Raw genomic sequence first — 13134 nt, forward strand, 5'->3', positions numbered from 1 at the left:
TTATACAGGGAGAGCAGGTGGAAATATGAGTTTTACCATTTATCCTGCGATTGATATGCGCAACGGCAAATGCGTACGTCTCGAGCAGGGAGATTTCAGCAGGGAAACGATATATGGCGACAGCCCGTTCGACGTCGCCCGCGATTTTTCGGAAAAAGGGGCTTCCTGGATACATATGGTTGATCTGGACGGCGCGAAAGAAGGATCGAGGAAAAATGCCCGGGACGTTATCCGTGCAGCAGAAGAGCTGGACAGCCAGATTCAGGTCGGCGGCGGTATCCGTTCCATGGAAGACGCAGCCTTTTATCTTGATGCCGGCGTGGACCGGGTCATCATCGGCTCGCTTGCCGTGAAAAATCCGGAGCTGACGAAAGAACTTCTCCGTACGTACGGCTCCCGCATCGTCATCGGACTTGATGCAAAAGACGGGTACGTCGCGACGGAAGGCTGGCTTGAAACCTCGGAGATCAGGGCGGCGGACATTGGCCGGGAGTTACAGGAAGCGGGCGCTGCGACTTTCATCTATACAGACATTGCGCGTGACGGCATGCTCTCCGGCCCGAATACGGAGGAAATCGCGGCACTCGCTAAAGAGACGGGCGCCGAAGTAATCGCCTCGGGCGGCATTCAGGGGCTTGCGGATATACGGGAGCTGAAGCATCACGAAAATATCAGCGGTACGATTATCGGTAAGGCTCTTTATACCGGACGCTTCACGCTTACGGAAGCGCTGAAGGAGGAAGTGTAATGCTCGCAAAGCGCATCATCCCCTGTCTCGATGTCAAAGAGGGAAGAGTCGTAAAAGGTATACAGTTCGTCGACATCCGTGATGCGGGTGATCCGGTGGAACTGGCGAAGATGTATGACGAAGCCGGCGCGGACGAGCTCGTTTTTCTCGATATTTCAGCAACGCACGAAGGACAGAAAACGATGATCAATGTGGTGAGGGAAGTAGCCTCCGAACTTCTCATTCCGTTCACCGTCGGCGGCGGAATCCGGACTATCGCAGATATGCGGGAAACATTGCGGAACGGGGCGGATAAAGTAGCTGTCAACTCGGCGGCCGTAAAAAGGCCGGCTCTCATAAGAGAAGGTGCGGATTATTTCGGGTCCCAGTGTATCGTCGTCGCCATTGACGGAAGATGGGATGAAGAAAAGCATGAATGGTTCGTCTACACTGCGGGCGGCCGTCACCGGACTGAACGGACGGTCACGGCGTGGGCCAAGGAAGCGGAGCGTCTCGGAGCGGGAGAGATTCTTCTCACCTCCATGGACCAGGACGGTGAAAAGACGGGCTTCGATCTTGCGATGCTTAAAGCCGTGCAGGAGATAGTGACAATTCCGGTTATAGCCTCCGGCGGTGCCGGAAACAAAGAACATTTCCATGAAGTGTTCACGGAAGTGGACGCCGATGCCGCTCTCGCAGCCTCTATTTTCCATTACAAAGAAACGTCGATTGAAAATGTGAAAGACTATCTGAGAAATAAAGGAGTGGAAGTACGGTGAAAACAGAAGATGTCGTATTCGATGAAAAAGGGCTGGTCCCGGCCATTGTCCAGGATGCCCGTTCCAAAACAGTGCTGACACTCGCCTATATGAACGAAGAGGCACTGAAACAGACGCTGCAGAGAAAAGAGACGGTTTTTTACAGCCGGTCGCGGCAGGAGCTGTGGCACAAAGGGGAAACGTCCGGAAATACCCAGAAGGTGGAAGCTATTTCTTATGACTGTGACCAGGACGCCGTGCTCGTGCAGGTCATACCGGCAGGACCGGCCTGTCATACCGGCAGTTACAGCTGTTTCAATGATGCGCTGTACTCACAGGACTCGGACCGTTACCGGATGCTGACAGAGCTCGGAGAACTTCTCGCTAAAAGAAAAGCGGAACTTCCGGAAGGGTCGTATACATCGAAACTGTTCCAGGAAGGAGTCGACCGGATCGCGAAGAAAATCGGGGAAGAAGCCGGGGAAGTCATAATCGCCGCGAAGAATGATGACCGCGAAGAACTGGCTCTTGAATCGGCCGATCTGCTCTTCCACCTATTGATGCTTCTGACAGACAGAAACGTCCCTCTGGATGACGTTCTTGCTGTCCTCGAGGAGCGCCACAGTAACTGATTCACGCGTCCTTTTGTCTTAAATGAAAAAACCTCTCACCACTCGCTCCGTTTTATGATATACTGCATAATTGGTAGTATTTTTGATACGGAACGAAAAACAGGAGGCAATTTATGACGACGATGGTAGAGGAAGAGAGCAAAGTCATTCCCTTTGTCCCGACCAGCAATTTTTATTTCAGCCACGGGGTACAGGCTTTTCAGAACCGGTATTTCGACCGGGCGGTGCGCTGGTTGCGGAAAGCGATAGAAATAAATGAAAACGAACCATTGTATAAATGCCAACTTTCCGTCGTCTATACGGAAGTTGGTTCTTATCATGCAGCGAACCAGCTGTTGACAGACGTCCTCCGCGATAAAGGGGACGCCTATCCGGACTGTTATTATCTTATGGCGAACAACTACGCTCATCTCGGACTTTTTCAGGACGCCAGCAGGCATATCGACACGTATATGAAGAAAGACGAGGACGGGGAGTTCCGCGAAGCGGCGGAACAGCTTAAGGAAATGATCGATTCCCTTGAACCGGAAGAACGCGAGGAATTTCAATTTGATGAAGAGGACGAGCTTCTCGTCTACCAGGAAACGGTCCATTACCACCTTGAACATCACGAGTGGCAGGAAGCCCTTGCGCTTCTCGATGAAATGATGGAACTGTTCCCTTCCTTTCCGCTGACGAAGCATCAGTATGCTTACGCGCTTTTCCATACCGGGAAACAGGAAGCCGCGGTGGAGATGGAACGGGACTGGGCCGAAGAGTCGCCGGAGGATATCCATTGTCATATCAACCTGGTAACGTTTTACGTGGAGATGAATCAGTTCGAACTCGTGAAACACCACATTCACCAGTTGAAAAACGTCTTCCCGATGCATGAGGAACAGCAGCTGGCCGTAGCGACGGCTCTTACGAGAGCTGGGGAATATACGGAAGCGGCGGAACGGTTCCGGAAGCTCGGTAAGAAAGCTGTGAAAAACCGGTATCAGTACATGAAATGGTACAGCATCGCCTCTTTCCATACCGGAGATCCTCATAAAGCGGAAGAACTGTGGAAGAAGGGACGAGCCCGATTCCCTGTCCTGACGGAAACGGAAGGTCCGTGGATCATCGGATAAGCAAATAAATAGACGGACTGTGACAAATTTACTATGATGATGAAAGATTGAAAGACAAAGGAGTGAATAACCATGAATGAGGAGAACATTTATGACGTTATTATTATCGGTGCAGGGCCGGCGGGACTGACATCGGCTGTTTATACTTCACGGGCAAACATGAGCACACTGATCATTGAACGCGGAATTCCGGGCGGTCAGATGGCGAATACGGAAGATATAGAAAACTATCCGGGCTACGAAAGCATTCTCGGGCCGGACCTATCCAATAAAATGTTCGGCCACGCGAAGAAATTCGGTGCCGAATACGCCTACGGAGATATCAAAGAAATCATCGATGGCAAGGAGTACAAGACGATAGTAGCCGGAAAGAAAGAATATAAAGCGCGCTCTATCATTCTCGCTACCGGTGCCGAATACAAAGAACTCGGCGTTTCCGGAGAAAAAGAGCTCGGAGGCCGCGGCGTATCCTATTGTGCCGTATGTGACGGCGCCTTTTTCCGCGATAAGGAAATCGTTGTTGTCGGCGGCGGCGACTCTGCTGTGGAGGAGGGTGTTTATCTTACACGCTTCGCCAGCAAAGTTACCATTATTCACCGTCGTGACGAACTTCGGGCCCAGAAGATTCTTCAGGACCGTGCTTTCGACAACGATAAAATCGACTTTATCTGGGACACAACTGTAAGTTCCATCAACGAAGTGAACGGTAAAGTAGGCAGTGTCACTCTCTATGATAAGAATGAAGAGAGAGAGTACGATCTGAAAACAGACGGAACATTCGTCTATATCGGCCTCATTCCTCTCAATACTCCTTTCCTTGACCTGGGGGTTACAAATGAGGAAGGATACGTCGAGACGGATGAAAGAATGGAGACGAAGGTACCGGGTGTTTTTGCTGCCGGGGATATCCGTGATAAAGAGCTCCGTCAGATTGTGACAGCTACAGGAGATGGCAGTATTGCCGCCCAGTCTGCGCAAAACTATATCGAGAACCTGATGGAAGAACTTGAAAAAGTAGGTTCCTGAGAAACGTACGGACGGGAGTAATGGTTCTCCCGTCGGGCTGTCGCCCCTTTTTTAAGGTATATCTTTAAGGTGCAGGTGTTTATCACCTGCGCTTTTTTGTATAAGGCTGCGAAAACGTAGTATAATGAGGAAGAATAAAAAGCAACGTACCGATAAGGGGGAAAAGTATGGATCCGCAAGCATATAAAGCGAAACTTGTCATTATCACCGGTATGTCAGGCGCCGGTAAGACGGTGGCTGTTCAGAGTTTTGAAGATCTCGGCTACTTCTGCGTAGACAATCTGCCTCCGGCGCTTCTTCCGAAATTTCTGGAACTGATGAAGGACCCGAGCAACAATATCCAGAACGTCGCTCTCGTAATGGATCTTCGCGGAAGGGAATTTTTCGACTCACTGATCGAGTCGCTTGATGCTCTGAGCCAGGAAGAGTGGGTCGAGGATCATATACTTTTCCTTGATGCCGAAGATCAGGAACTGGTGTCCCGTTATAAAGAAACGAGAAGAAGCCATCCGCTCGAACCGAAGGGACTGCCGCTTGAAGGCATTAAAAAAGAAAGGGAAATGCTGGATGAGCTGAGAGGAAGAGCGCAGACCATATTCAATACGACGGATCTGAAACCGAAGGCGCTGCGCGAAGATATACTCCAGACGTTTAAAGAGAAAGAACAGCAGGTGTTCTCCGTACAGATGGTGTCTTTCGGTTTTAAACATGGTGTACCGATTGATGCGGATCTTATGTTCGACGTGCGATTTCTTCCGAATCCCCATTACGTGGAAACGATGCGGCCGAAAACCGGCCTTGACGATGAAGTGGTGCAGTATGTGTTCAAATGGGCCGAAACGAAACAGTTCCTCGATAAACTGAAGGATCTGCTCGCTTTCATGCTTCCCCGCTATCGTAAAGAAGGGAAGTCCCAGATTGTAGTGGCGATCGGATGTACGGGAGGTCAGCACCGTTCTGTAGCGATTGCCGAATTTCTGGCTCAGCATTTCGCGGAGGATTTCCTCACGAAAGTGACGCACAGGGACATCGAAAAGAGAAGGGAACTTTCCTGATGGGACAGCCGGAGAACAAAGTGCTCGTCGTCGGGGGAGGAACGGGGATGCCCGTTCTTCTCAGAGGCCTGAAAAAGCAGCCTATTTCTCTGTCTGCTCTGGTGACAATCGCTGATGATGGTGGAAGCTCCGGAAAGATACGCTCGGAGATGGAAATCCCTGCTCCGGGGGACATCAGGAACGTAATTGCCGCTTTATCGGAAGCGGAGCCGATTCTGCTCGATCTTTTCCAACACAGGTTTCCGGATGGGAACGGCCTGTCCGGCCATTCGATGGGGAACCTTCTTCTCGTTGCACTGACAAATATGACGGGTGATTTTTATGATGGGATCAAGCAGCTCTCCCGCGTCCTTAACGTAAAAGGGGATATTTATCCTGTATCCAAATACTCGATGAATCTCCATGCCGAGATGGATGATGGGACGATCGTTTCCGGTGAATCGAAGATACCGGAGGCGAACAAGCGGATCAAACATCTGTTCCTGAGCCCGACGCCGGCCGAACCTCTGCCGGAAGCCATTGATGCTATCATGGATTCCGAACTGATCGTCATTTCACCCGGAAGTCTTTACACAAGTATACTGCCGAATCTGATCATTCCCGAAGTGAAAGAAGCGCTCCGCGAAACAAAAGCGACTGTAACGTATGTGTGTAACGTAATGACCCAGGAAGGGGAGACTTCCCACTACACAGCTGCCGATCATCTGCAGGCGATCCATGATCACATCGGGGACGACGTGGTGGATTCGATTATTGTGCACAATAAGCCGATCCGCTCCGAGATGCGTGAACTTTACGCAAAAGAGAACGCACAGCCGGTCAGCTACGACCTCGACCGCCTGCGATCGATGAATATAAGGATTATCGAAGAAGACATCATTGACAGAACAAAACAGGTGATCCGTCACGACCCTGAGAAGCTGTCCAAATTGCTGTACAACATGATAAACGACCGCAGCGTTTAGAAAGGAGGGATGACGATGTCCTTCGCCTCTGAAATAAAGAAAGAACTTACGAATATGAAAGAAGACCTCGAAGCCAATGAAGCGGAACTCGCAGCCCTTGTAAGGATGAACGGCACTTTTTCGCTCAGAAACAAACAGTATCTGCTGGACGTACAGACGGAAAACGCAGCGATCGCCCGCCGTATTTATACGCTGATGAAGCAGCTGTTTCCTTACCCGGCCGAACTGCTCGTACGTAAGAAGATGCGTCTGAAGAAAAACAACGTCTACATCGTCCGGATGAAAGAGAATGCCGAAGTAATACTGAAGGAACTGGAAATACTGGAGGGCCCTCTTTCCGTCAATAAAAAGATTCCCGCTAAGTATTCCGGTACGACGAAAGGAAAAAGGGCTTATCTGCGCGGGGCTTTCCTTGCCGGAGGGTCCGTCAATAACCCTGAAACGTCTTCCTATCATCTGGAAATGAATTCTTCGGATGAGTATCACAACGAAGAACTGTGCAAAATGATGAACACGTTCGACCTTCACGCCCGTACGCTCGAGAGGAGAAACGGTTTCATCACTTATTTGAAGGAAGCGGAGAAAATTACCGAATTTATCAGTAATATTGGCGCTCACCAGGCGCTTTTCAAGTTTGAAGACGTAAGAATTGTCCGTGATATGAGAAACTCGGTGAACCGTCTCGTCAATTGTGAAACGGCCAACCTCAACAAAACAATCGGAGCTGCGTTCCGTCAGGTGGAAAACATCCGTTTCATCAATAAAACAGTAGGTCTCGATGCGATGCCGCCGAAGCTGAGAGATCTGGCCCGGGTGCGTCTCGAGCATCAGGACGTCTCGCTGAAGGAACTCGGTGAACTGGTTCCGGGCGGCAAGATCAGTAAATCCGGAATCAATCACCGTCTGAAAAAAATCGATGAATTCGCTGAAAAAGTAAGACGAGGGGAAGTCTCCGGGACTTCGGGGAGGACCTGATGTATTAAAACGGTTTTCATGCTATAATGAGAACCACTGGAAACGTCACCCTTTCCCCGGGGACGTTTTTTTCGAACAGACTGTATGCGCTTTCAAAATAGATTATAAGAAGGAGGATGACCGGTGATAGAAAAAAAGGTGAAAGTCGAATTATCCACGGGACTGCAGGCGAGACCTGCCGCCCAGTTCGTCCAGCTGGCGAATCGTTTCAGCTCGGACGTCTTCATTGAAAAGAACGAAAAGCGGGTAAATGCCAAAAGTATAATGGGGCTGATGAGTCTGGCTGTCGCAGGTGACGAAGAAGTAGTGCTTGTTACGGACGGCCATGATGAAGAAGAAGCCATGACGAAGCTCGAGGAATTTGTAAAAGAGGCATAAATGCTCAGTTGAAAAATATACATACAGAGAAAAGTCTCCGGAGCAGAGGTAAAAGAAGTCTGTATCAAAACTGAATAGCATACATGAAACCGGACGGTCCGTGACGTCCGGTTTTTTGCATTCAGAGAAGAGAGTCTGTACTGCCCGGTCATGATTTCAGGCCCCGGGAGTTTCGTTATCCTGCCCTTCAGCCCGCTTCCTTCTCTCCGAAAGGAAGGAAAAAGCGGTTTTCGTGACCTTCGGAGGGGAAAAATCGTGCTGAACGTCACGATTACGTGATAATCCTTCCCTTCAACTCCCTCGGGAGCACGTGGAGGGAAGGAAAGAGGTGCACCAAATAAAAAAAGCGGGCAGTATGGAAAAGATCCATACTGCCCGCTTTTAAAGTGTTTTTCAATATAGAGTCGTAATAGTGAAATTAGTTCTCCATTACTTTGTCGATCAGACCATAGTCCACTGCTTCGTGAGCATCCATGAAGTTGTCACGGTCCGTGTCGCGCTGAATAACTTCATAAGGCTGACCGGTACGCTCGGAGAGAATCTTGTTCAGTTTCTCTCTCATTCTGATGATTCTGTTGGCATGGATTTCGATGTCGGAAGCCTGACCCTGAGTACCGCCGAGTGGCTGGTGGATCATCACTTCACTGTTCGGAAGTGCGTAGCGCTTGCCTTCCGTACCGGCGTTAAGCAGGAAAGCACCCATGGAAGCTGCCATACCTGTGCAGATAGTGGAAACGTCCGGTTTAATGAACTGCATCGTATCAAAGATAGCCATACCGGCAGTGATGGAACCGCCCGGAGAGTTGATGTACAGGGAGATGTCTTTATCGGGATCGTCCGCAGCCAGGAATAGAAGCTGGGCTACGATCGAGTTCGATACGTTATCATCGATCGGACTGCCGAGCATGATAATCCGGTCTTTTAACAGCCGGGAATAAATATCATAAGCCCGTTCCCCGCGGTTCGTCTGTTCAATTACTGTTGGTACTAGATTCATAATGTATTCCTCCTCATTACATTCTCAATGAATGATTTTGTATGTTCATCATACCTTTATGGTCAATGAAGGTCAAACAATTTACTTTCATATCCACGAATATTGTTTCCCTAACCCGGATGAAATAAACATTTAAAGGGGACTTGCGTTCTGAAGACATACCCTTTATAATGGTTTTTGTGTCGATATGCGCCCGTAGCTCAGCTGGATAGAGCGATAGATTCCGGTTCTATAGGTCGGGGGTTCAAGTCCTCTCGGGCGCACTTGTATATACCGGAAAGCTCTCCAATATCATTTGGAGGGCTTTTTTGTTACAATATAAGCAGTGAAATCATTGGTGTTCTTCATTCAGAAAAGGTCAGACAGCCGGAACTGTTCGACTTAAAAGTCGTGCAGGCATCCGGCTGAATCGCTTTGGACCAGGGAGGTACTGCTATGGCAAAAGTTATCCGCTTTACGATTTTATGGACGGAACAGTTGATGGAGAGCCGGAGAATTCATCTGTTCGATATGAAGACACAGAGCAGAATTTCTTTTAATCATGAACTGATAGAACGGGCTCCCAGATGGACGGTGGAAAAAGAACTGATCACGTTCCTTCAATCGAAAGAAAGAAAAATAGACAGCGGTTATTACGATGGAAAGAAGCATGCTTCCTAGCTGCTTCTTTTTAAGTGAAAAACTTTTCCATCAGTGGTAAAATGAAGAGGAAGTGAAGGTGGGATGGAGATGAACGAAATCACTCTGTTTTCAAGAAATAACTGTTCGCTTTGCGAAGAAGTGAAAGTCTGGATAGATCTGCTCGCTTATGATTATTCTTTTGAATTTCGGGAAAAGGATATAGAGGAGGACGATGATCTTCATGAAAAGTACGCCCTCCAGATTCCGGTCGTACATGTGAATGGCGAGGAACTCATTTTTCCGCAGTTGAGCGAAAATGCTGTAAGAGAGCGCTTGCAGAAGTATTAAACTTGCACTTTTCAACAGCAGTTGGTAGTATAGTTTGTGAAGGAAATATTTTTTTGCTCCTAGCGGGACACAAAATGATGTAGTGGGACGTTATTGCCCCAATCTTCTTTTTAAACTGAAGGAGCAATGTTTATGAAAGAATGGATAGAATTACAGAAGAAACTTTATCCGGATGTTCTGGAGATTATTCAGAACAGATATCGGCTTCTCCATTACGTTTCACTTATGGAACCGATCGGACGCAGGACGCTTGCGGATAACCTGAATCTCAAGGAGCGCAGCATACGCTCCGAAGTCACCTTTCTGCAAAACGGCGGAATGGTGGAGGTGACTACGCGGGGGCTGTTGCTTACCGGGGAAGGAAAGTCCCTGCTTGAGAACATGGCCCCTTACATGAGGGAAGTTTCAGGGGTGAAGGTTTTAGAAGACCGTTTAAGGGAAAAGCTAAAACTGGAGTCTGTCATCGTCGTACCCGGCGACAGCGACGAGTCCGAGTGGGTGAAAGAGGAAATGGGAAAAGCGTGTGTCACGTACCTGCAGTCTATTGCGGGACCCGGTCAGACGCTTGCAGTGACCGGGGGGACGACGATGGCCTCCGTGGCTTCGAGAATGACCCCTTCGGCCGGGATGGAAGACTGGCTCTTCGTTCCGGCGCGGGGAGGCCTCGGAGAACGGGTGGAACATCAGGCGAATACGATTTGTGTGGAAATGGCCAAAAAAGCGATGGGGAACTACCGTCTGCTTTATGTGCCGGATCCGATCAGTGAAGAATCGTATCAGAACATTATCGAGGAACCTTCCGTCAAAGACGTTCTCGGTATCATCCGCTCTTCCGACATCGTCATCCACGGTCTCGGAGATGCACTTACGATGGCTAACCGGAGAAAGACCCCCGATGACCAGCTTGCCGTAATCAAAGAAAGGCAGGCGGTAGGGGAAGCTTTCGGGTACTACTTCAGCCAGTCGGGTGAAGTAGTGCATAAGGTGAGAACGGTCGGTCTTCAGCTCGAGGACCTGGAAGGAGACAGAGAGGTGATTGCCGTCGCAGGCGGCAGTTCCAAAGCGGATGCCATCTCTTCCTACTTCCAGCCCGGCAAGAGCAGCGTTCTCATCACCGACGAAGGCGCAGCGAAAGAGTTGATAAGGGATACGTCCCTTTAAATAATTAAATGTAATATTCTAAGGAGGAATTCAGCATGACAGTAAAAGTTGGTATTAACGGTTTTGGACGTATCGGACGTAACGTATTCCGTGCTGCTCTGAAAAACGATGAAGTGGAAGTAGTAGCTGTAAACGACCTTACAGATGCGAATATGCTGGCTCACCTTCTTCAGTATGATACCGTTCACGGTACGCTTGAAGAAGAAGTTGAAGTCAACGGCGAGAACCTTGTAGTAGGCGGTAAAGAAATCATCGTGAAATCCGAAAAAGATCCGGCACAGCTCGGCTGGGACGACCTGGGCGTAGAAGTGGTCATCGAATCGACCGGACGCTTCACACAGCGTGACGATGCCAAGAAACACATTGATGCAGGAGCTAAGAAAGTAATCATCTCCGCACCTGCCAAAGGTGAAGATCTTACAGTAGTTATGGGTGTTAACGAAGGTGACTACGATCAGGACAGCCACCACGTTATTTCCAACGCATCCTGCACTACGAACTGCCTGGCACCATATGCGAAAGTACTCCATGACAAATTCGGAGTTAAGCGCGGTATGATGACTACAGTTCACTCTTACACGAACGACCAGCAGATCCTTGACCTGCCGCACAAAGACTATCGTCGTGCCCGTGCTGCAGCTCAGAACATCATTCCAACAACTACAGGCGCAGCTCAGGCAGTTACAAAAGTTCTTCCTGAACTCGAAGGCAAGCTGAGCGGTATGGCTATGCGTGTTCCGACACAAAACGTATCCATCGTTGACTTCGTGGCGGAACTTGATAAAGATGTAACTGTAGATGAAGTGAACAGTGCACTGAAAGAAGCTGCAGAAGGCGAACTTAAAGGTATCATGGGGTACAGTGAAGAGCCGCTTGTATCTTCCGACTATAACGGTAATACGAACTCTTCCGTAATCGATGCCCTTTCCACATTGAGCCTTGAAGGCAACATGGTGAAAGTAGTATCCTGGTACGACAACGAGTTCGGTTATTCCAGCCGTTGTGTAGACCTTGCTGCTTACCTTAAAAAACAAGGAATCTAAGCTTTAATCACTAAAAGGAGGAGGTCCTGTATCCTCCTCCTTTTCTTCATTTGCTGAAGAAAAAAATTAATGTGTTTCCGCTGATATCTTTAGTGGAAACATACATACCAGACAGATCAAAGGAGGTTCTCGGAAGATGAATAAACAGACGATCAGCGATATAGAAGTGGATGGTAAGACGGTTTTCTGCCGTGTGGACTTCAACGTGCCCATGAAGGACGGAGAAGTGACGGACGATACGAGAATCAAAGCGGCCCTGCCGACAATCCAGCATCTTACAGGTAACGGAGCTAAAGTTATTCTGGCAAGTCATCTCGGGCGTCCGAAAGGGGAAGCCCATGATGAATTGAGACTGGATCCGGTAGCGGAGCGTCTCAGTGATCTGCTTGGTGCGGAAGTGCTGAAGTCGGATGAAGTGTACGGTCAGGAAGTGACAAAAGCGATTTCCGAAATGGAACGCGGAAAAGTCCTTCTTCTTGAGAACGTGCGGTTTGATCCCGGCGAAGAGAAGAACGACGCAGAACTTGCGAAGCACTTTGCCGACATGGCTGACCTTTACGTCAATGATGCGTTCGGAGCGGCTCACCGTGCCCATGCTTCCACAGCAGGGGTGGCGGAGTACATCCCGGCAGTAGCCGGTTTCCTCATGCAGAAGGAACTGGAAGTGCTCGGGAATGCCCTCGCCGACCCGGAACGTCCGTTTACAGCTATTATCGGTGGTGCTAAAGTTAAAGATAAGATCGGTGTCATCGATCATCTTCTCGACAAAGTCGATAACCTCATCATCGGAGGCGGACTCGCCTACACGTTCGTGAAAGCACAGGGGTATGAAATCGGCAAGTCGCTTCTCGAGGAAGATAAAATCGATCTTGCCAAACAGTACATGGAGAAAGCGAAAGAGAATAATGTGAATTTCATTATGCCTGAAGACGTCATCGTTGCAGATGATTTCAGTGAGGATGCGAATACGAAAGAAGTAAGTATCGAAGAAATTCCGGAAGACTGGGAAGCTCTCGATATCGGGCCGAAAACCCGGGAGACGTATGCAGATCTCGTCAAGGATTCGAAACTCATTATCTGGAACGGGCCGATGGGCGTTTTTGAAATGGATACGTTCGCCGGCGGTACAAAAGCTGTCGCAGAGGCCCTCGCCGGTACAGAAGGATATACAGTGATCGGCGGCGGAGATTCCGCAGCGGCAGTCGAAACGTTCGGCTATGCCAGTGATATGGATCACGTGTCCACAGGCGGAGGCGCTTCTCTTGAATTCATGGAAGGGAAAGAACTTCCGGGAGTAACGGTTCTGAACGATAAATAATCTGAAGAGGTGATGAAT

The 13134-nt window shown here is 49.2% G+C and carries 15 protein-coding genes and 1 tRNA gene; 15 read left to right on the plus strand and 1 reads right to left on the minus strand.

What is annotated here, in order from left to right:
* The first annotated feature begins 25 nt into the window (after positions 1–25).
* From hisA to AAV35_RS03505, 9 genes are all read left to right on the plus strand, one after another.
* Positions 26–748, plus strand: a complete 723-nt coding sequence (gene hisA, locus AAV35_RS03465) for a 1-(5-phosphoribosyl)-5-[(5-phosphoribosylamino)methylideneamino]imidazole-4-carboxamide isomerase (RefSeq protein ID WP_008587103.1) — start codon at positions 26–28, stop codon at positions 746–748.
* Positions 748–1506, plus strand: coding sequence for an imidazole glycerol phosphate synthase subunit HisF (gene hisF, locus AAV35_RS03470; RefSeq protein ID WP_008587105.1), 759 nt, complete (start codon positions 748–750; stop codon positions 1504–1506). Before hisA ends, hisF begins: the two co-directional genes overlap by 1 nt.
* Positions 1503–2117: a bifunctional phosphoribosyl-AMP cyclohydrolase/phosphoribosyl-ATP diphosphatase HisIE gene (gene hisIE / locus AAV35_RS03475; RefSeq protein ID WP_008587107.1), complete on the plus strand. Its 615-nt coding sequence runs from the start codon at positions 1503–1505 to the stop codon at positions 2115–2117. The genes hisF and hisIE overlap by 4 nt, the downstream gene beginning before the upstream one ends.
* A 113-nt stretch (positions 2118–2230) precedes the next feature.
* Positions 2231–3229 (plus strand): tetratricopeptide repeat protein, encoded by a 999-nt coding sequence (locus AAV35_RS03480; RefSeq protein WP_008587109.1) that lies wholly within the window; start codon positions 2231–2233, stop codon positions 3227–3229.
* A 72-nt stretch (positions 3230–3301) separates the two neighbouring features.
* The gene (gene trxB, locus AAV35_RS03485) at positions 3302–4255 is read left to right on the plus strand and encodes a thioredoxin-disulfide reductase (protein WP_008587111.1); all 954 of its coding nucleotides are present in this window, start codon (positions 3302–3304) and stop codon (positions 4253–4255) included.
* A 167-nt stretch (positions 4256–4422) separates the two neighbouring features.
* A complete protein-coding gene (rapZ, locus tag AAV35_RS03490) occupies positions 4423–5310 on the plus strand; it encodes an RNase adapter RapZ (RefSeq protein WP_008587113.1) in 888 nt (295 codons plus the stop codon).
* Positions 5310–6275 carry a gluconeogenesis factor YvcK family protein gene (locus AAV35_RS03495; protein WP_008587115.1) on the plus strand — a complete coding sequence of 322 codons (966 nt, stop codon included), beginning with the start codon at positions 5310–5312 and terminating at the stop codon, positions 6273–6275. The genes rapZ and AAV35_RS03495 overlap by 1 nt, the downstream gene beginning before the upstream one ends.
* A 15-nt stretch (positions 6276–6290) precedes the next feature.
* Positions 6291–7250, plus strand: a complete 960-nt coding sequence (gene whiA, locus AAV35_RS03500; RefSeq protein ID WP_008587118.1) for a DNA-binding protein WhiA — start codon at positions 6291–6293, stop codon at positions 7248–7250.
* 123 nt (positions 7251–7373) lie between these two features.
* Positions 7374–7628, plus strand: a complete 255-nt coding sequence (locus tag AAV35_RS03505) for an HPr family phosphocarrier protein (protein ID WP_008587120.1) — start codon at positions 7374–7376, stop codon at positions 7626–7628.
* Positions 7629–8046: 418 nt separating this feature from the next.
* On the opposite strand, the gene clpP is transcribed toward AAV35_RS03505, so the two are convergent.
* Positions 8047–8625, minus strand: coding sequence for an ATP-dependent Clp endopeptidase proteolytic subunit ClpP (clpP, locus tag AAV35_RS03510; protein ID WP_008587122.1), 579 nt, complete (start codon positions 8623–8625; stop codon positions 8047–8049).
* A gap of 189 nt (positions 8626–8814) precedes the next feature.
* Here clpP and AAV35_RS03515 point away from each other — a divergent pair.
* From AAV35_RS03515 to AAV35_RS03540, 6 genes are all read left to right on the plus strand, one after another.
* Positions 8815–8888, plus strand: a tRNA-Arg gene (locus tag AAV35_RS03515).
* Between the two features lie 172 nt (positions 8889–9060).
* Complete coding sequence (locus AAV35_RS03520; RefSeq protein WP_008587124.1) at positions 9061–9285, plus strand: hypothetical protein; 225 nt, start codon at positions 9061–9063, stop codon at positions 9283–9285.
* Positions 9286–9354: 69 nt separating this feature from the next.
* Entirely contained in the window at positions 9355–9594 is a 240-nt protein-coding gene (locus tag AAV35_RS03525; protein WP_040609031.1) for a glutaredoxin family protein, read from the plus strand.
* A gap of 132 nt (positions 9595–9726) precedes the next feature.
* Positions 9727–10755 carry a sugar-binding transcriptional regulator gene (locus AAV35_RS03530; RefSeq protein ID WP_008587128.1) on the plus strand — a complete coding sequence of 343 codons (1029 nt, stop codon included), beginning with the start codon at positions 9727–9729 and terminating at the stop codon, positions 10753–10755.
* Positions 10756–10790: 35 nt separating this feature from the next.
* A complete protein-coding gene (gene gap, locus AAV35_RS03535) occupies positions 10791–11798 on the plus strand; it encodes a type I glyceraldehyde-3-phosphate dehydrogenase (RefSeq protein WP_008587131.1) in 1008 nt (335 codons plus the stop codon).
* A 136-nt stretch (positions 11799–11934) separates the two neighbouring features.
* Entirely contained in the window at positions 11935–13116 is a 1182-nt protein-coding gene (locus AAV35_RS03540) for a phosphoglycerate kinase (RefSeq protein WP_008587134.1), read from the plus strand.
* Positions 13117–13134 lie beyond the last annotated feature (18 nt).

It is taken from the genome of Salimicrobium jeotgali, from assembly GCF_001685435.2.
Lineage (GTDB): Bacteria > Bacillota > Bacilli > Bacillales > Halobacillaceae > Salimicrobium > Salimicrobium album.